Source organism: Rhizobium phaseoli, assembly GCF_001664385.1.
Taxonomy (GTDB): domain Bacteria; phylum Pseudomonadota; class Alphaproteobacteria; order Rhizobiales; family Rhizobiaceae; genus Rhizobium; species Rhizobium phaseoli.
Genome location: NZ_CP013532.1, coordinates 462,842 through 480,844, shown reverse-complemented (window position 1 = coordinate 480,844; position 18,003 = coordinate 462,842). Strand labels below are relative to the sequence as shown.

At 62.4% G+C, this 18,003-nt stretch carries 20 protein-coding genes; 8 read left to right on the top strand and 12 right to left on the bottom strand.

Annotated features, from left to right (window positions below):
• Positions 1-152 precede the first annotated feature (152 nt).
• A complete protein-coding gene (locus tag AMC88_RS02330) occupies positions 153-1,229 on the top strand; it encodes a sensor histidine kinase (protein ID WP_012482458.1) in 1,077 nt (358 codons plus the stop codon).
• A 104-nt stretch (positions 1,230-1,333) separates the two neighbouring features.
• Here AMC88_RS02330 and AMC88_RS02325 read toward each other — a convergent pair whose 3' ends face one another.
• From AMC88_RS02325 to AMC88_RS02315, 3 genes are all read right to left on the bottom strand, one after another.
• Positions 1,334-1,888 carry a fasciclin domain-containing protein gene (locus AMC88_RS02325; RefSeq protein WP_037143050.1) on the bottom strand — a complete coding sequence of 185 codons (555 nt, stop codon included), beginning with the start codon at positions 1,886-1,888 and terminating at the stop codon, positions 1,334-1,336.
• 126 nt (positions 1,889-2,014) lie between these two features.
• Positions 2,015-2,734, bottom strand: a complete 720-nt coding sequence (locus tag AMC88_RS02320) for an anti-sigma factor (RefSeq protein ID WP_012482456.1) — start codon at positions 2,732-2,734, stop codon at positions 2,015-2,017.
• A complete protein-coding gene (locus AMC88_RS02315; RefSeq protein WP_012482455.1) occupies positions 2,731-3,270 on the bottom strand; it encodes a sigma-70 family RNA polymerase sigma factor in 540 nt (179 codons plus the stop codon). Before AMC88_RS02315 ends, AMC88_RS02320 begins: the two co-directional genes overlap by 4 nt.
• A gap of 146 nt (positions 3,271-3,416) precedes the next feature.
• On the opposite strand from AMC88_RS02315, the gene argB reads away from it, so the two are divergent.
• Positions 3,417-4,304, top strand: coding sequence for an acetylglutamate kinase (gene argB, locus AMC88_RS02310; RefSeq protein WP_012482454.1), 888 nt, complete (start codon positions 3,417-3,419; stop codon positions 4,302-4,304).
• A gap of 375 nt (positions 4,305-4,679) precedes the next feature.
• A complete protein-coding gene (locus tag AMC88_RS02305) occupies positions 4,680-5,828 on the top strand; it encodes an alpha-hydroxy acid oxidase (RefSeq protein ID WP_012482453.1) in 1,149 nt (382 codons plus the stop codon).
• A gap of 180 nt (positions 5,829-6,008) precedes the next feature.
• On the opposite strand, the gene AMC88_RS02300 is transcribed toward AMC88_RS02305, so the two are convergent.
• From AMC88_RS02300 to bchE, 3 genes are read right to left on the bottom strand one after another with little or no spacing between them, the layout of a single operon-like run.
• A complete protein-coding gene (locus tag AMC88_RS02300) occupies positions 6,009-6,779 on the bottom strand; it encodes an isocitrate lyase/PEP mutase family protein (protein WP_012482452.1) in 771 nt (256 codons plus the stop codon).
• Entirely contained in the window at positions 6,776-7,849 is a 1,074-nt protein-coding gene (locus AMC88_RS02295; RefSeq protein WP_064824757.1) for a bifunctional transcriptional activator/DNA repair enzyme AdaA, read from the bottom strand. The genes AMC88_RS02300 and AMC88_RS02295 overlap by 4 nt, the downstream gene beginning before the upstream one ends.
• Before the next feature lie 55 nt (positions 7,850-7,904).
• Positions 7,905-9,434, bottom strand: a complete 1,530-nt coding sequence (gene bchE / locus AMC88_RS02290; RefSeq protein ID WP_012482450.1) for a magnesium-protoporphyrin IX monomethyl ester anaerobic oxidative cyclase — start codon at positions 9,432-9,434, stop codon at positions 7,905-7,907.
• Between the two features lie 186 nt (positions 9,435-9,620).
• On the opposite strand from bchE, the gene AMC88_RS02285 reads away from it, so the two are divergent.
• On the top strand, positions 9,621-10,337 hold the full coding sequence (locus AMC88_RS02285) for a pyrimidine 5'-nucleotidase (protein ID WP_012482449.1): 717 nt from the start codon (positions 9,621-9,623) through the stop codon (positions 10,335-10,337).
• 116 nt (positions 10,338-10,453) lie between these two features.
• Positions 10,454-11,071 carry an EF-hand domain-containing protein gene (locus tag AMC88_RS02280; RefSeq protein ID WP_012482448.1) on the top strand — a complete coding sequence of 206 codons (618 nt, stop codon included), beginning with the start codon at positions 10,454-10,456 and terminating at the stop codon, positions 11,069-11,071.
• A 73-nt stretch (positions 11,072-11,144) separates the two neighbouring features.
• Here AMC88_RS02280 and AMC88_RS02275 read toward each other — a convergent pair whose 3' ends face one another.
• Positions 11,145-12,005 (bottom strand): LOG family protein, encoded by an 861-nt coding sequence (locus AMC88_RS02275; RefSeq protein WP_041683827.1) that lies wholly within the window; start codon positions 12,003-12,005, stop codon positions 11,145-11,147.
• A 193-nt stretch (positions 12,006-12,198) separates the two neighbouring features.
• On the opposite strand from AMC88_RS02275, the gene dapD reads away from it, so the two are divergent.
• The 3 genes from dapD to AMC88_RS02260 all read left to right on the top strand — a co-directional run bounded on the left by dapD (position 12,199) and on the right by AMC88_RS02260 (position 14,938).
• Positions 12,199-13,059, top strand: coding sequence for a 2,3,4,5-tetrahydropyridine-2,6-dicarboxylate N-succinyltransferase (gene dapD, locus AMC88_RS02270; RefSeq protein WP_012482446.1), 861 nt, complete (start codon positions 12,199-12,201; stop codon positions 13,057-13,059).
• A 102-nt stretch (positions 13,060-13,161) separates the two neighbouring features.
• Positions 13,162-14,355 (top strand): succinyl-diaminopimelate desuccinylase, encoded by a 1,194-nt coding sequence (gene dapE, locus AMC88_RS02265; RefSeq protein WP_064824756.1) that lies wholly within the window; start codon positions 13,162-13,164, stop codon positions 14,353-14,355.
• Entirely contained in the window at positions 14,342-14,938 is a 597-nt protein-coding gene (locus AMC88_RS02260) for a hypothetical protein (protein ID WP_037143027.1), read from the top strand. Before dapE ends, AMC88_RS02260 begins: the two co-directional genes overlap by 14 nt.
• A gap of 32 nt (positions 14,939-14,970) precedes the next feature.
• Here AMC88_RS02260 and truA read toward each other — a convergent pair whose 3' ends face one another.
• The 5 genes from truA to def all read right to left on the bottom strand — a co-directional run bounded on the left by truA (position 14,971) and on the right by def (position 17,982).
• A complete protein-coding gene (gene truA / locus AMC88_RS02255; protein ID WP_012482444.1) occupies positions 14,971-15,771 on the bottom strand; it encodes a tRNA pseudouridine(38-40) synthase TruA in 801 nt (266 codons plus the stop codon).
• Entirely contained in the window at positions 15,771-16,706 is a 936-nt protein-coding gene (fmt, locus tag AMC88_RS02250) for a methionyl-tRNA formyltransferase (protein ID WP_064824755.1), read from the bottom strand. Before fmt ends, truA begins: the two co-directional genes overlap by 1 nt.
• A gap of 20 nt (positions 16,707-16,726) precedes the next feature.
• A complete protein-coding gene (locus AMC88_RS02245) occupies positions 16,727-17,146 on the bottom strand; it encodes a type II toxin-antitoxin system VapC family toxin (protein ID WP_064824754.1) in 420 nt (139 codons plus the stop codon).
• Positions 17,143-17,403, bottom strand: coding sequence for a FitA-like ribbon-helix-helix domain-containing protein (locus AMC88_RS02240; protein WP_064824753.1), 261 nt, complete (start codon positions 17,401-17,403; stop codon positions 17,143-17,145). The genes AMC88_RS02245 and AMC88_RS02240 overlap by 4 nt, the downstream gene beginning before the upstream one ends.
• Before the next feature lie 63 nt (positions 17,404-17,466).
• The gene (def, locus tag AMC88_RS02235) at positions 17,467-17,982 is read right to left on the bottom strand and encodes a peptide deformylase (RefSeq protein ID WP_064825793.1); all 516 of its coding nucleotides are present in this window, start codon (positions 17,980-17,982) and stop codon (positions 17,467-17,469) included.
• Between the last annotated feature and the right edge of the window lie 21 nt (positions 17,983-18,003).

Sequence of the window (18,003 nt, the reverse complement as noted above, 5' to 3'; positions counted from 1 at the left end):
CAGCTTAGAGGGTCGAAGTGCCTGACAGTTGCCGCATTTGAACGCCAGCTGCTTGGACGTGCGACCTCGATTATGCTTGTGCCACCGCAGATTTTGGAGCAACGCTTGATCTCATGCTGTTGAAGAGCAGCGGCGTCCGCGAGAAATCATCCATGACTGACAGCAAAGACGAAGTCCTTTCGCCACAAGGCGTCGGCAACCTCCCCCATCTTGCCGAAGCCCTCGACGACGACCGGTTTCGACACTTTCTCGATCATGTCCCGTTTGCAGTGGCGGTCTCCGAGCTCGGCACCTTTGAGAAGCTAGTTTACGTAAACCTCGAATTCGAACGGCTGACAGCGCTGACCGCCGGACAGGTGGAGGGAAAACGCTGGACGGACATCGAGGTGAATTGCACTGCAGTCTCCAGCGAGGCAACGCTTACGGCCGCGGTGACCACGGCGGAGGAATATATTGGCGCCTTCTCGCTCGTGGCAGAACCCGAAGGCAATTTGATTATCGACGTGTGGTCGAACACGATCGTCAACGATGATGACGTCCCGCTTTTCCGTCTGGTCGCCTTTGCTGCCCGCAATGAGGTGACGGGTGGCCAGAGCTTCAGCGAGCTGCTGGCCGAGAAGGATGTCCTTCTGCGAGAACTACAGCATCGCGTGAAGAACAATCTGCAGATGATAACGGCGCTGATCCGAATGGAGGCGCGTAATGCTCAAAAGAACGAGGAGAGCGAACGGTTTGCACGACTTGCAGGGCGAATCGAAGCCTTGGCTCTGCTCTACCGTGCACTGTCGGACGAAGAGAAAGGCGCGACGATCGATCTCGGCAGTTATGTGAGCCAGATCGCCGCCTCGGTCATGGCCGCCCACGCTGTGGAAGGCATCCGGCTCGACATGAAGGTGGACACCTGGCCGGTTTCCGTGAACGTGGCGATGCCTGCCGGTCTCGTTATCAACGAGCTCCTGACGAATACATTCAAGCATGCCTTCGTAGGGCGGGATGGCGGAGAGATCACGCTGCGCTGTGTCGTCAGCGACACCGGATGCAGGATCACCGTCGCCGATAATGGGGTCGGCCTTCCTGAGAATGTTCCTTGGCCGAACCCCGGAAAACTGAGCGCCATGATCATCCAGTCCCTGAAGCAGAACGCCCACGCCGAGGTCGAAGTCAGCTCTTCCCCCGGCACCGGCATGAGTGTCTCGCTCGTTTTCCCAAGGATCGAAGCGGCTCAATAGCCATGTCAGCGGCGCCGGCGCTCCATTCGCGGAAATGCCAGACGCTTGGCGCCATCTCCCAGTCGTTTGGGGCGCGCCCGAAGAGCGCGCCCTCTGCCACACACTTACATTTTCGGCAGCAGCACCTTGTCGACGACGTGGATGACGCCGTTCGACTGTTTGACGTCGGCGATCGTCACATGTGCGACATCGCCGTTTTCGTCGGTCAGGGTGATCTTGCCCATGTCTTGCCGGGCTCTGATGACGCAGCCGCCGACGGTCTTGATGTCGTGTTCGCCGCCGTCAGCCTTGATCATCTTGGCGACGGTCTTGGCCATCGCGTCGGCAGCCACGACATGGCAGGTCAGAACCTTGGTCAGCGTCGCCTTGTTTTCCGGCTTCAGCAGCGTCTCGACGGTGCCTTTCGGCAGCGCCGCGAAAGCTTCGTTGGTCGGCGCAAAGACGGTGAAGGGGCCTTTGCCCTCGAGTGTGCCGACCAGGCCGGCGGCCTTGACGGCAGCAACCAGCGTCGTGTGATCCTTGGAATTCATGGCATTTTCGATGATGTTCTTGCTGTCGAACATCGCGGCGCCGCCAACGATCGGGTTCTTGGCGGCGGCAAAGGCGGCAGCGGACAGGACGGTGGCGAGCGCGAAACCGCGCAACAGGGACTTGATCATGATTTTCTCCTCACCGGACACCATCCGCGGGGCCTTATGCCTGAGCGTCGTCCGGATATGTCGAACTACGGAGGTTCGCGCCGAAGAGTTTCAGACAGGAGAAAATGATTTACGGCCGGCGCCTGATTATGGCCGGCGCACGGTGCCGCTTGCGACGATCGGGCCGGTCGCCTGTCCGGTCGGCGAGCCGCCGAAGGGTTCGAGGCTGACAGCAAGGGTTGCGCCATCCGTGACATGGCTGCGCAGTTCGGCGGGAATGACGAGCTCGCCGCTTTCGCCGGGCTGGAAGACGCCGAGCGACTTCGGTAGGCCGCTGCCCGGCACGAGCCAAAGCTCCAGCGATTTCTCCTCCGGCTTGCCGGCAGCGACCGGCACGATCTTCAGCCGGCCGCTTTGCAGCTCGTAGGAGGCGCGGAGATTGATCGCGTTGTTTTCACCCGAAAGCTCGGCCACCAGCGGTGTCGGCCCCTCGGGCTGCGGCACCACGCCGGAGGCGAAGATGACGGCGCTGACGGCGACGACGATGCAGGCGAAGGCCAGCGAGCGCCAGAAGACCGCCGAATTCCACAGTCCCTGCGAGAAGGAGGCGGGCTTGCCGGCGTCACCGAACAGGCGGGACTCGATCTGCTTGAAGGTTTCCCGGTTCGGCGCAACACCGTCATATTCGTCGTTGAAGGCGGAGAGATTGGCTTCCCAGCGGCTGACGATCGCCGCAAATGGGCGATCGTGGCGCATGCGCTCTTCCACCACCCGGCGATCCTGCAGCGACAGCACGCCCAAAACATATTCGCCGGCGAGAACCTCGTCTCGGGAGCGGTCTCCCTTGCTTTTATCGGGCGATGTCATCGTTCCATGCACTCTCTCAGTTTCAAGAGGCTGCGCCTGAGCCAGGTCCGCATCGTGTTCAGCGGAACGCCAAACTGATCGGCCAGTTCCTGATAGCTCAGCCCTTCGACATAAGCCCGTTTCACGGCGACCGCACGATCAGCTTCCAACTCTTCCATGCAGGTGTCAATCCGCCTTCCTTCATCCTTCGTCACTGTCTGCCTTTCCGGGTCTGGCGCGGCATCGGCAAGATCGTAAGCGCTGTCGAGTTCGTCGGCGACGGGCTTGCGCGCGCGCAGCAGATCGATCGACCGGTTGCGGGCAATTGCCGAAAGCCATGCCGAGGATGAGCCCGAGGCCGCCTGGAAGCTGCGGGCGCGCTGCCAGATGCTGATATAGACCTCCTGCAGCGCTTCCTCGGCTTCCCCCCGGTCCTTCAAGATACGCAGGCAGATGGCTAAAAGTTTCGGTGCGGTCTGGTTGTAGAGGGCAACGAATGCCGTGCGGTCGCCGAGCGCGACGCGGCCGATCAGCTGCTTGATCTCATCGCCTTGCATGCCGTTCCTCATATTGTGCTTGCGCGGGACGGCCGGGCCGAATTGCCCGGTCTTTGCGCCACATACGAAAAACTATTGCGTTCTGGATTATTCCCTCTGTCAGAAACTTGCGATAAAAGGCCGCGATCAATTCCTGCGGGGTTCCCATGAACGAGTCCGAAAGCGAAATCCAGGCACGTCTTCTCGCCCAGGCGCTGCCCTTCATGCAGCGTTATGAGAACAAGACGATCGTGGTGAAATACGGCGGTCACGCCATGGGCAATCCCGAGCTCGGCAAGGCCTTTGCCAGCGATATCGCGCTTCTGAAGCAGTCGGGCGTCAACCCGATCGTCGTTCACGGCGGCGGCCCGCAGATCGGCGCCATGCTGAACAAGATGGGCATCGAATCGAAATTCGAGGGCGGGCTGCGTGTCACCGACCAAAAGACGGTCGAGATCGTCGAGATGGTGCTTGCCGGCTCGATCAACAAGGAGATCGTCGCGCTGATCAACCAGACCGGCGAATGGGCGATCGGCCTTTGCGGCAAGGACGGCAACATGGTCTTCGCCGAAAAGGCGCGCAAGACCATCAAGGATCCAGATTCCAACATCGAGCGCGTGCTCGACCTTGGTTTCGTCGGCGAGGTGGTCGAGGTCGACCGCACGCTGCTCGATCTGCTTGCCCGCTCGGAAATGATCCCGGTCATCGCCCCGGTCGCCCCTGGCCGCGACGGCGCGACCTATAATATCAACGCCGACACCTTCGCCGGCGCCATTGCCGGGGCGCTGAACGCCACCCGGCTGCTGTTCCTGACCGATGTGCCCGGCGTTCTCGACAAGAACGGCCAACTCATCAAGGAGCTTTCCGTCGCCGAAGCGCATGCCCTGATCGCCGACGGCACGATCTCCGGCGGCATGATCCCGAAAGTCGAGACCTGCATCGACGCGATCAAGGCCGGCGTCCAGGGCGTCGTCATCCTGAACGGCAAGACCGCCCATTCCGTCCTGCTCGAGATCTTCACCGAACACGGCATCGGCACGCTGATCGTTCCCTGATCGAATATATCGCCGGCATTCAAGAGAGCCTCACCCTGAGGTGCCCCGGAGGGGCCTCGAAGGGCGGGGCGGGTGCGCTGGCGGTCGATGCGTGCAAGGAGCGATGCTGCGGCGTGTCCTTCGAGGCTTCGCCCTGCGGGCTACGCACCTTCAGGATGAGGGATGTCGGAGGATGCCGCGCCGAGGCACAGGCTGGAGAGAGACGGCAGCCTATGGATGAGGTGCGTCGAGGACGCCGCGGATCATTATCCTCCTGCAAACCCACCAAGCCGCAATATCCATCCGACAGGTCGCAAATCGCACGATCTAGACTTGGCAAGATTTCGAATCGTGCTTTAGGTTGCGCCCCGAGAACTTAACGGGTCGAGCAAACAGATGCGCCTTACAGACTGCTATAATTTTCACGATTTCCGGCGCATGGCCAAACGGCGGCTTCCCGGGCCGATCTTCGATTATATCGACGGGGCCGCCGATGATGAGGTGACCTATCGGCGCAATACCGCGGCCTTCGAGGCTTGCGATCTGGTGCCCAATGTTTTGCGCGGGGTGGCCGAGGTCGACATGTCGGTGACGGTCATGGGGCAGAAGCTCGCCATGCCGGTCTATTGCTCGCCGACGGCGCTGCAGCGGCTGTTTCACCACCAGGGTGAACGGGCGGTCGCGGCGGCAGCGGCAAAACACGGCACGATGTTCGGCGTCTCCTCACTCGGCACGATCAGCCTGGAGGAGGCCAGGCAGATCAGCGACGGGCCTCAGGTCTATCAGTTCTATTTCCATAAGGACCGCGGGCTGAACCACGAAATGATGGCGCGAGCGAAAAATGCCGGCGTGCAGGCGATGATGCTGACGGTCGACAGCATCACCGGCGGCAACCGCGAGCGCGACAAGCGCACCGGTTTTGCCATTCCGTTCAAGCTCAATCTCGCCGGTGTGACGCAGTTTGCGATCAAGCCCTCCTGGGCGATCGGCTGGCTGACGCATGAGCGCTTCGCTCTGCCGCAGCTCGAAAATCACGTCAAGATGGATGGCGGGGCGTTGTCGATAAGCCGTTACTTCACCGAAATGCTCGATCCCTCGATGTCGTGGGACGACGTGGCGGAGATGGTGCGCGCCTGGGGCGGCCATTTCTGCCTGAAGGGCATCATGTCGGTCGAGGACGCCAAACGCGCCGTCGACATCGGCTGCACCGGCATCGTGCTGTCCAATCATGGCGGCCGCCAGCTCGACGGTTCGCGCAGCGCTTTCGACCAGCTCGCCGAAATCGTCGATGCGGTCGGCGACCGGATCGACGTGATGATGGATGGCGGCGTGCAGCGGGGAACACATGTTCTGAAAGCCTTGTCGCTGGGGGCGAAGGCCGTCGGGCTCGGCCGCTACTATCTCTTCCCGCTTGCCGCCGCCGGACAGCCCGGCGTCGAACGGGCGCTGGAGACGATCCGCACCGAGATCGAACGCGACATGAAGCTGATGGGCTGCACTTCGATCGACCAACTGACGCGGGGCAATCTGCGTTTCCACTCCTGAGCGGAGCAGGATGTCATCTAGAGCATGATGCCGAAAAGTGTGAGCGGTTTTCGCACGACATCATGCTCTAACTCTCTAATTTAGAACAGGATTCAGATTTAGGGCCGACCCCGGCCTTAAATCATCCTATTCTAAGGGCCGCAGCCTTGCATCCGGCTGCGGCCCTCTGACATAGCGGCGTCAGAGCAGGCTATAAATCGCTGCCGCCTCCTGCTTCAGTTTTTCCATCATCGACCGGTAAGGCCCCGGGCCATAGCTGATGCGGCCGACGCCGAGCTTTGCCAGGGTTTTCACATCGGGGGCGCCTGCCCGCATCATGATATTGACCGGCAGCGACGATGCCGCGCAGATCTTTTCGATCAGACCGGGATCAATCAGGCCGGGCACGAAGAAGCCGTTGCCGCCGGCGGCGGCATAGGCCCTGCCCCGCTCGATCGCCTCGTCCACCAGACCGGCATGTTTGGCAAGATCGCTCTCGGCCAGGAAGAGGTCGGTGCGGGCGTTGATGAAGAAGGGCATGTCCCTGCCATCGGCCATGGCGCGAATGGCGCGGATGCGGGCCGCCTGGCTTTCGATGGGATAGAGCCCCTCGCCGGCAACGACCCGATCTTCGAAATTGATGCCGACGGCGCCGAACTCGATCAGCCTGGCGACGTTGGCCGCCGCACGCTCGGGCTCCGCCGAATAGGCGCCTTCGAAATCGACCGAAAGCGGCAGGTCGACAAAGTCGGCGATGGATTTCGCCGTCTCCACCAGCACCGACATCGGCAGCTTCTCGCCATCGGCAAAACCGTGGGCCGCGGCGACCGACCAGCTTCCTGTCGCCAGCGCCTTGGCGCCGGCTTCCGCCACCGCCTTCGCCGTGCCGGCATCCCAGATATTGTAAAGGACGATCGGATTGCCCTTCTGATGAAGCGCGTGGAATGCTCGGGCCTTTTCAGTCTGGTTCATGCTGTCTCCTCCATCTTTGTTTCTGTGCTGATCTTCTCTTCATGGCGCAGCAGCCATTGCTTGCGCCAGAGGCCGCCACCGTAGCCGGTCAGCGACCCATCCGCGCCGAGGACACGATGACAGGGCACGATGATGGCCAGCTGGTTGGCGCCATTGGCGCGGCCGACGGCGCGCACCACCTCCGGCCGTTCCATCTCCCTGGCTAGATCGCCATAGGCCCGCGTCTGACCGACGGGGATTTCCATCAGCTTTGCCCAGACATGTTTTTCGAAGGGCGTGCCGCCGAGCGCCAACGGCGTCCGGAAGACGCCGAGCCGGCCCTCGAAATAGTCGCGGATCTCCGCCTCGATCTGATCGATGACCGGGGTGCGGCGGATCGCAACCGAGGAGCGGACACGTTTCTGCAGTGCTTTGAGCTCTGCCGGCAGGGCCTTGCGATCGTGAAATTCGAGAAGATGCAGATGCGTCTTGTCGGCAACCGCGATCATCGGCCCGAGCGGGGTGTCGAACCAATCGGCAAAGAGCAGTTCGCGGTTCTGCGAAAGCGCCGGCGCCTTGCCGACGAGCCGCTGGAAAGCCGCGCGAAAGCCACTTGGCGATTCGTAGCCGGCGTCGATCTGCGCATCGATGACACGCGCCCCGGCAGCGAGTTGCCTGGCCGCTTCGCCGAGCCTGATGTAACGGACGATATCGTGGAAGGTCATGCCGAGCGCCCGCTTGAAAGCGCGGCGCACGGTCGAGGGATCATGGCCGCGGCGAACGAGCTCGTCTTCGCTCCAGCGGACCTCCGGCTCCTCCTCGAGCCGGGCGAGCAAGGCGTCGACGATCGGCTCCCGGCCCGGCTGTTCCAGTGGCCTGCAGCGCCGGCAGGGACGAAAACCGGAATGCATGCAGGCGGCGATCGTCTCGAAGAACAGGGTGTTTTCCCGCTTCGGCTTGCGCGCCGGACAGGTCAGCCGGCAGAAGACGCCGGTCGTCTTGACGCAGACATAGGCCTGGCCCTCATAATCGGCGCTGCGCGCGATCAGGGCGTCATAGAGCGTATCGTCATCGGGGCGTTCGAACAGCATTTCCGTTTTCTAGCACCCCGCGCCGGCTGCGTCCGCCGAAAATCAGGCGTCTATTTTATTCCGCCGCGTCGAGGCTCTTTAGATGCCGTTGCGGGCGCAGCATCGACTCCTCCTCGGCATCCTGTGGCGCGCCCCAGAAATTCTCGAGCGTTGGGCCATTCTTCAGGTGGCGGCGGCGGAAAAGAAATTCGAAAACCTCATGAAACCAGACGCGGCGGCCCATCTCAGTGTACCAGCGCATCGAATGACGCTGCTCGCGGTCGCGATGGAAGAGGACGCGCATCAGCGCCTTCGGCCGCGCCTGGACCGCCACCTCGATGAGCTTGACGCAGGCGACCAGCGCCAACGGATGGAGGTACCGCATCTTCAAGACTTGATGCTTGTAATCCCATTTGCGGATATCGGTCTCGATCACCTGCCTGTCGCGGGCGATACGGAAGAAGGATGTCCAGCGATGCGGGGTGACGTAAAGCGCCTGGATCTGATCGGGATCGTAGGAGAGCAATTGCCGGAAGCCGCGCCAGAGGTCGCTGAGCTTCTCCTCTTCGAAGCCGACGACCCAGGTCGCCATCGAGAGGATATCGTGCTGGCGCAGGAGCCGGATTGCCTCCCTGTCGGTCGTTTTGGCTCCGCCCTTCTTGATCAGCGCCAGGGTTGCCTCATCGGTGTTTTCCATACCGAGCAGCCAGCGCACGACGCCGGCCTTGCGATAGAGGTGCAGGATATCGGCGTCGCGGACGATATCATCCGCGCGCGTCGAGCCGACGATCTGCACCGGCACGTTCTCGGCAATCATCGCTTCGAGGAATGCCAGCCAGGCCTTGCGCGACGAGGTCGGGTTCTCGTCGGCAAGATTGATGAGCTCGACACCCTGTTCGCGATAGAGCCTGGCGATCTCGCGGGCAAACAGCTCCGGCGAGCGGTGACGCCAGCGGGTCCAGAAGCCGCGCTGGCCGCAATAATTGCAAAGATGCGGACAGCCGCGGGAGAACTGCATCACGACCGCCCGCTTGCCACCCCAATAGCTGTAGCGGGCATGGTCGATCAGTTCCCAGCCGATGCGATAGCCATCGAGATCGGCGATCGCCTGCGCCGGCCGGGTTGCTTGGATTTCGCCGTCGCCATCGCGATAGGCGATGCCGGCAACGGCATCAAGCGGGCGATTGGCGGCGAGCGCCTCGGCGAGGCGCCGCATCGTTTCCTCGCCCTCCCCGCGCACGAGAATGTCGAATGCCTCGGTCTCGGCCAGCACCTCCCGCCAATGGTAGGTGGGGAAGACACCGCCATAGACGATGCGGATCGCGGGATCGCTGCGCTTGACCGCTTCTGCGATCGCGCGGGCAGTCGGATGGGCCGACGTCGAGCCGGAATGGCCGATCAGCACCAGATCCGGGCCGTTGGCCGTGATCCGGTTGACGATGTCCACAATCGTCATCGGTCCGAACTCTGCATCGATGAGGCTGACATCGTGACCGCCATCGATCAGCGGGCCTGCGACAGAGAGAAGGCCGAGCGGTGGAAGGTGATCATCGGGAATACGGCTGCCGATCGCGGTATGCGGCGGATTGATCAGAACGATCTTCATGCGACTTCACCCTTGCGGGTCCCCCTGTCTGACGCAGGCAGAAAGTCACCAGCGATCCATGGCGATATTCCGCCAGAATCTCTTTAAAGTTGTGAAAATCTGGCGGCATTTTTAAGAAGGCGGCGGGAAACCGGACACTTGAGCAAAAGCCTTTGGTTTCCCACGGCAGCCATGCCATAAGACCGCATGACAAAGATCGACCGCACCCCCGAAAAAGCCGATTTCGACCACGTTACCGACTGGGTTTTCGACCTCGACAACACGCTCTATCCGCATCATGTCAATCTCTTCGCGCAGATCGACCGGAACATGACTTCCTATGTCGCCGCACTCTTACAGATGGAGCGGGAAGAGGCGCGCAAGCTGCAGAAGCAATATTATCTCGAGCACGGGACGACGCTGCAGGGTCTGATGATCCATCACGGCATCGATCCGAACGACTTTCTCGAAAAGGCGCATGCCATCGACTATTCGGCGCTGATGCCGCAGCCGGAACTCGGGCAGGCGATCAAGGCGCTGCCGGGGCGTAAATTCATCTTCACCAACGGCAGCGTCAAACATGCGGAGATGACCGCAGGAGCGCTCGGCATTCTCGAGCATTTCGACGATATCTTCGACATTGTCGCCGCCGATTACGTGCCGAAACCGGCGCAGGCGACCTATGACAAGTTTGCGGCGCTGAAACGCGTCGACACCGGCAAGGCGGCGATGTTCGAGGATCTGCCGCGCAATCTGACGGTGCCGAAAGCGCTCGGCATGCAGACCGTTCTGCTCGTGCCGCGCAATCTGGAAGAGACGGTCGTCGAGTGGTGGGAAAAGACCAGCGGCGAGGAGGATCACATCGATTTCGTCACCGACGATCTCGTTGCATTTCTCGGCAAGGTGACCGGATCCGGCGGCTAGAGCTCTACCGGTCACCTTACCAAAGTTTCACCCAGCTTACCGATGTTTAACTGGGTCTTTTCAGCCCGCTGCCATAGCCTCTTTCGTCAAGGGACGCCTTACGAAAGGGAAACACGATGTACCGCAACAAGCTGATACTGGCAGCGCTCTCCTCCGTCCTCGTTTTCGGCGCAGCCGCCGGAACAAGCTTTGCCGCACCCGGCAACGGGCCGCGTCCGCATCATGCCGGCATGGACGGTCCGGGCCGCGACGCCTTCCTGGAAATCACCTATGTCCGCATGCTCAAGGAGTTCGACGCGAATAAGGACGGAAAGGTCTCCAAGGAGGAAGCGACCAGCGGCCTCGACAAGGTCTTCGCCGCGATCGACACCAACAAGGACGGCTCGCTGACTCCAGGGGAAATCCGCCAGTACCGGCAGACGCAGCTGCAGGCGATGAAAGATCAGCACAAGCAGGAAGCTGGCGACGACAAGGACGCGAACGCAGCGCCCGACATGCCGGACGACGAGGCTGGGCGGGCGGCCCGCGACGAGCATGACGGCCATCACTGGATGCGCCATGGCGGCAGCTTCATGCGCGCCTCGATGATGATGCGCCGGGTCGACACCGATGAGAACGGCCAGATCTCCAAACAGGAAGCGGTCGCCGCCTTTGACAAGCTGTTCACCCGCATGGACCGCAACAAGGACGGCGTCATCTCGATCGACGACATGCCGGACCGGCCGCTCCTGTAAGGCTCGCCGAACCATTGCCCTCTTTCCCCGCTCCGGCGGGGAAAGACCATAGTTACGACGCGTGGTCCTCTGCTTAGTGCTCGTAGAAATCCTGGACGATCTTCCAGGCGGCGTCGGCGGTGTCGACAAAGCTGATCAGCTTGACGTCATCGGGCGCGATCGTGCCGAATTCGGCCAATGCCTCGAAATTGATGATGCGCCGCCAGAAGGCCTCGCCGAACAGGATCAGCGGCAGGCGCTCCATGCGCCCGGTCTGGATCAGCGTCAGGCATTCGAAGAATTCGTCGAGCGTGCCGAAACCGCCGGGAAAGACCGCGATTGCCTTGGCGCGCACCATGAAATGCATCTTGCGAATGGCGAAATAGTGGAAGTTGAAGCTGAGCTCCGGCGTCACATAGGCGTTCGGCGCCTGCTCGTGCGGCAGCACGATGTTGAGGCCGATCGAGGGGGCGCCCTCGTCGGCCGCGCCGCGATTGCCCGCCTCCATCACGCCGGGACCGCCGCCGGTGACAATGACATATTCCTGGAAATCGAAGCTCGCCGAATATTTCGAGCAGAGCCGGGCGAATTTCCGCGCCTCGTCATAATAGACGGACGCCGCTTCCAGATTGGCGCGCTGGATGTCGTTGCGCGCCGCCCAGGCGCTCTGGCCGGGGGCGGGAATGCGGGCGCCGCCGAACATGACGACGGTCGAGCGGATGCCACGCTCCGTCAGCATCATCTCGGTCTTCAAGAGTTCCAGCTGAAGGCGGATTGGCCGCAATTCCTCGCGGCAGAGGAAATCCTCGTCGACATAGGCAAGGCGATAGGCCGGCGACGTCGTCTGGGGCGTCTTCGGCACGGCCTGAGCCCGCTGCCTGTCGGTCGAACTGCTTTTCAGCGGATCCCATACGCCATCCTTGCGCCTCGAACCGCCGTTTCGTCCCTTCGCCATGTCGAAATGCCTTTCAGTACTGCCGGCCTTAGTGCCGGATATGTCGCGATAACGCCTTGAAACCAGATCGATCCTGCCCGAAAAATAATTCCATTCCACGGGCGCATGCTGTAGAGCAGGACGCAATCCCGCCAACCGCAATTCCGGAGACTGCGCCGTCTCCACGATAAAGATCGAAGTTTAAGGAATTCCCATGAGCGCCACCGACCTCGCATCCCTCGAAAAGACCATCGAAGCCGCCTTCGACAATCGTGATAATGTGAACATGTCGACGAAAGGCGAGGTTCGCGATGCGGTCGAAGCAGCGCTCAACCTGCTCGATGAAGGCAAGGCACGTGTCGCCGAACGCGGTGCCGACGGCGTCTGGACGGTCAATCAATGGCTGAAGAAGGCGGTGCTGCTGTCCTTCCGCCTCAATGACATGGAGGTGGTCAAGGGCGGCTCGGGCAATTCCACCTGGTGGGACAAGGTTCCCTCGAAGTTCGAGAACTGGGGCGAGAATCAATTCCGCGCCGCCGGCTTCCGCGCCGTTCCCAACTGCGTCGTGCGCCGCTCGGCCTATATCGCTGCGAATGCCATCCTGATGCCATCCTTCGTCAATCTCGGCGCCTATGTCGGCGAAGGCACAATGGTCGATACCTGGGCGACGGTCGGTTCCTGCGCACAGATCGGCAAACATGTGCATCTCTCCGGCGGCGTCGGCATCGGCGGCGTGCTGGAGCCGATGCAGGCCGGCCCGACGATCATCGAGGACAATTGCTTCATCGGCGCCCGCTCCGAAGTGGTCGAGGGCTGCATCATCCGTGAAGGTTCCGTGCTCGGCATGGGCGTTTATATCGGCAAGTCGACCAAGATCGTCGACCGCGCCACCGGCGAGGTCATGTACGGCGAAGTGCCGCCCTATTCCGTCGTCGTCGCCGGTTCGATGGCCTCGGCCAACGCGACGATGGCAAATGGCCTGCCGGCACCGCATCTCTATTGCGCCGTCATCGTCAAGCGGGTCGACGAACAGACCCGCTCCAAGACCGGCATCAACGAGCTGCTCAGAGATTGATGACACCGGGACATTGATCCGGTAAACAGACGGCGTCTTTTTACGGCGAGGCGGCCCCGCCTCGCCATGTCTTTGCCATTCCCGCCGGATAGTTCGACCGCCATGACCGCTACCGACCCCGTCGCCAATCTCCAGACATTGATTCGCTGCCCGTCCGTGACGCCCGCCGAAGGCGGCGCGCTCACGGCGCTCGACGCCATGCTCACGCCGCTCGGCTTCACGGTCGACAAGGTGACGGCACGCGAAGAGGGCACAGCCGACATCGAGAACCTCTATGCCCGCCTCGGCCGCGACGGCCCGCACCTGATGTTTGCCGGCCATACGGATGTGGTGCCGGTCGGCGACGAAGCCGCCTGGACACATCCGCCTTTTGCCGCCGAGATAGCAAAGGGCGAGCTCTTCGGCCGCGGCGCCGTCGACATGAAGGGCGGCATTGCCTGTTTCGTCGCCGCCGTCGCCCGCCATATCGAGAAGAACGGCCCGCCGGCGGGCTCGATTTCCCTGCTGATCACCGGCGACGAAGAAGGCCCGGCGATCAACGGCACCGTCAAGCTGCTGCAATGGGCCACGGAACGCGGCGAGCGCTGGGACGCCTGCCTGGTCGGTGAACCGACAAATCCCGACAGGCTCGGCGACATGATCAAGATCGGCCGGCGCGGCTCGCTGTCCGGCCGGATCACCGTGCACGGCGTGCAGGGTCACGCGGCCTATCCGCACCTTGCCGACAATCCTGTGCGCGGCATCGTCCAGCTGACGCAGGCGCTGATGGATCCGCCCTTCGACGGCGGCACCGACGATTTCCAGCCGTCGAACCTCGAGGTGACGACGGTCGACGTCGGCAATCCAGCCACCAACGTCATTCCGGCAAAGGCATCGGCAAGCTTCAACATTCGCTTCAACGACAGCTGGACCGTCGACACGCTGCGTGCGGAAATTCTGCGGCGGCTCGATGCGGCCGCCGGCAACGGCCAGCTGCGTCCGGGCCGGGAGCCGGTGAAATACGATATCGTCTGGGCCGACCGGCCGAGCCACGTCTTCCTGACGCGCAACAATGCTTTGATCGCCTCGCTGTCTTCGGCCATCGAAAGCGGGGCCGGCCGCTCGCCGGTGCTTTCGACCACCGGCGGCACGTCGGATGCGCGCTTCATCAAGGATTATTGCCCGGTCGTCGAGTTCGGCCTGGTCGGTCAGACGATGCACATGGTCGACGAGCGCGTCGCCGTTGCCGATCTGGAGACGCTGACGGCGATCTACGAGACCTTCATCGACCGCTGGTTCGCGCATGCCGGGTCTTAGGGAAGTCCAATATTATCTGGCCGGCCTCTGGCTGCTGATCCGGATGGATCCGCGCGGCTTCCGCTTCCTCGATCTGTCGGAGCGCGGCGTCAACCGCTCGTTCTGGGCGATGGTCTGGTGCCTGCCGCCGATGGGCATTTCCTGGCTCTGGTGGCGACAGGCCTTCCTGCGCTCGATGCCGCCGGAAGCCGATGTCACCTTTGCCTTCTTTATCAGGCTCGGCCTCGTCGAAATCGCCAACTGGATCGTGCCGCTGGTCTTTGCGGGACTGCTGCTGCTTGCCTTCCGCATGGGCGAACGCTTCGCCCCGGTCGTCGTCAGCGTCAACTGGCTCGGCGTGCCGCTCTCCTATATCAACGGCCTGCTGCTGGCGCTGGTGTTCTTCCTGCCGGGCGCCGTCGGCCTCGTCTCGTTGCTGCTGCTCGCCTTCATGCTGGCGCAGGTCTTTGTGCTGGCGCGCATCCTCAGGATGATCTGCCACGATCACGCGCTGATGGTCGGCGCGCTGACGCTGGTGCTGCTGGTGCCGTCGATGATCCTGTCGGAATATCTGCAGCACTTCCTCGGCATCTATCCCGCCTGAGCGACGTTATCGCAGGACATCCACCGTGGAGGTCATGAGAGATCGTCGTCGCTTTCATCGGCGGGCCTCCGGCGATCGGTGATCACCTCGGGATAATCCACCTGCAGGAAATAGAGCCCGTCGGGCGGCGCCACCGGGCCGCAAGCCTTGCGGTCGCGGGCTTCGAGTGCCGCCTCGACATCGTCGGGCGTCCATTTGCCCTCGCCGGCGAGCTTCAGCGTCCCCGCGAAGGAACGGATCTGGTTGTGGAGGAAGCTCTGCGCCGTGGCACGGATCTCGATCAGCGCACCGCTGCGCGTCACATCGAGCCGGTCGAGCGTGCGCACCGGGCTGTTCGCCTGGCAATGGGCGGAGCGGAAGGTGGAGAAATCATGCCGGCCGACCAGCCGCTGGGCGGCGGCATGCATGACCTCGTGGTCGAGTGTCTTCGGCACCCACCAGGCCTTGCCGGCTTCGAGCGCCAGCGGCGCCCGGCGGCTGACGATCCGGTAGAGATAATGGCGGCGCAAAGCCGAGAAGCGGGCGTCGAAGAATTCGGGAACCGCCTCGACGTCGAGAATGGAGACGCGCTCGCCGGCCAGCCTCAGATGCGCATTCATGGCGTTCTGCAGCTGGTAGGGCGACCATTGCTTCGAAAGGTCGGCGTGAATCACCTGTCCCATGGCGTGGACGCCGGAATCGGTGCGGCCGGCGCCGCGGACCGAAACGGTCTCGCCGGTCAGCGACAGCACCGCGGCTTCGATCGCCCCCTGCACCGACGGACCGTTCTCCTGCCGCTGCCAGCCGACATAGGGGCCGCCATCATATTCGACGGTCATGCGGTAGCGCGGCATCAGGAAAGCCTCGTGCCGGCCGCCAGCGGCGTGCCCCGGAGGAAATCGGATGCGGCAAGCGGCTTGCCGCCTGCCTTCTGCAGCCGTGTCAACCGCACGGCGCCGGAAGCACAGGCGACGACGAGATCGTCGGTCAGCAACTGTCCGGCAACGCCCTGCCCCTCGGCCAGCTCTGACCCCAGCACCTTCACCCGTTCCGGCTTACCGCCGATCTCCAGCTCGAACCAGGCGCCCGGAAACGGTGCCAGGCCGCGGATATGGTTGTGCACATCCCGCGCCGGTCTGGCGAAGTCGATGCGCGTCTCGGCCTTGTCGATCTTGGCGGCATAAAGCACGCCATCTTGCCGCTGCGGTGTCAGCGGCAGGTCGTTCATTTCCAGCTTCACCATGGCTTCCGCCATCGCCTTGGCGCCGACCTGCATCAGCCGGTCGTGCAATTCGCCCGCCGTCATGTTCGGGCCGATCTCGACTTCGCGGCTGAGCGCGACGGCGCCGGTATCGAGACCCTTGTCCATCTTCATCACCATCATGCCGGTCTTATCGTCGCCGGCCATGATCGCCCGCTGGATCGGTGCAGCACCCCGCCAGCGCGGCAGCAGCGAGGCGTGGCCGTTGTAGCAGCCGTCGCGGGTGCCGTTCAAAATCGCCTCCGGCAGCAGCAGCCCGTAGGCGACTACGACGGCGACATCGGCCTTGAACGCGGCAAACCTCTCGCGCTCCTCCGCATCCTTGAAATTGACCGGCGTGAACACCGGCAGACCAAGCAGTTCGGCCGCCTGATGCACCGGCGATTTCTGCAGATCGAGCCCGCGCCGGCCGCCCGGCCGCGGCGGCTGCGTGTAGACGGCGACGATCCTGTGGCCGGCGTCGACGAGCAGGCGCAGGGTCGGAACCGAGAACTCCGGGGTTCCCATGAAAATGATGCTAAGAGACATTCTATCTCGCCAATTGAGGATCAGCCGTCTTCAAACGGGTTTACGAGCTTGAGATCAAGCCCTTCGAAAACTCGGGGGTTGCGGGTGGCGAGCGTCGCGCCGTTTGCCAGGCAGATGGCGGCAATCATCGCATCCTTCGTTTCCATCGGCCGCCCCATCTTTCTGCGCTGCGCCGCCAGAAGGCCGTAGCGATTGGCCGCACTCAGTGAAAAACCGAGGATGCGGCCGGCAAATTCCGACTCGATCCGGGTGAAGTCGGATATCAATGTTGCCTTTCGCCTGCCATCGTCGAGAAGTTCAAGACCATAGCGCATTTCGGCGACGGCGATCGTCGTCAGGAAAAGCATCTCCACGTCGTAGCCATCAAGCCAATTCAATATCCGCTCGCTGTGGGTCCTCCCCAGCAACTCGGAAATCACGTTCGTATCGAGGACGATCATGGGTCGAAGCGCGGTGGTTCGCGGTCGCGTTCGTGGCGGGATGCGGCGATGGATTCCACCTCCTCATCGGTAAATCTTTCATCGCTCATCAGCGAGCGCAGGCGCTGTCCGGCGGAAGCCCCCGAATGCCGTACCGCAATCTGCCGGCGGATGATTTCGATCGCCTCTTCCGAAAGGCTGCGGCCATTGCGCTGCGCGCTTTCCTGAAGTTGCCGCTTCATTGCGTCAGGAACATCGCGAATAAGCAGGTCACCCATTCGGCACCTCCATCATGATATCGGTGATATCATAGTGCCTCGCCGGCCGCATTTCAACGCTCGTCAGAGTGCCTTGGACTTCGCCGCCTTGGTGAACTTCTTGATCACCATCTCGCGCTTCAACCGCGAGATATGATCGATGAACAGCACGCCGTTCAGATGATCGATCTCGTGCTGCAGGCAGGTGGCGAGCAGGCCGTCGGCTTCCACCGTCTGTTCCTTGCCGTTGCGGTCGAGATATTTGACCGAGACGACCGCCGGGCGCTCGACCTCGGCATAATAATCCGGAATCGACAGGCAGCCTTCCTCATAGACCGAGCGTTCGTCGGAGGATTTGACGATCTCCGGATTGATGAAGACCTGCGGCTGCTTTTCTTCGCCTTCGCGCGACACGTCGATGACCAGCATGCGGCGCGGCACGCCGATCTGGATGGCGGCAAGGCCGATGCCCGGCGCATCATACATGGTTTCCAGCATGTCGTCGGCCAGACGCTGCAGCTCGGCGTCGACCCGCTCGATCGGCTTGGACAGCTGGCGGAGAAGGGGATCGGGAAGAATGATGAGTGGCTTGATGGTCATGGGCGTTCCCATAACCCATCT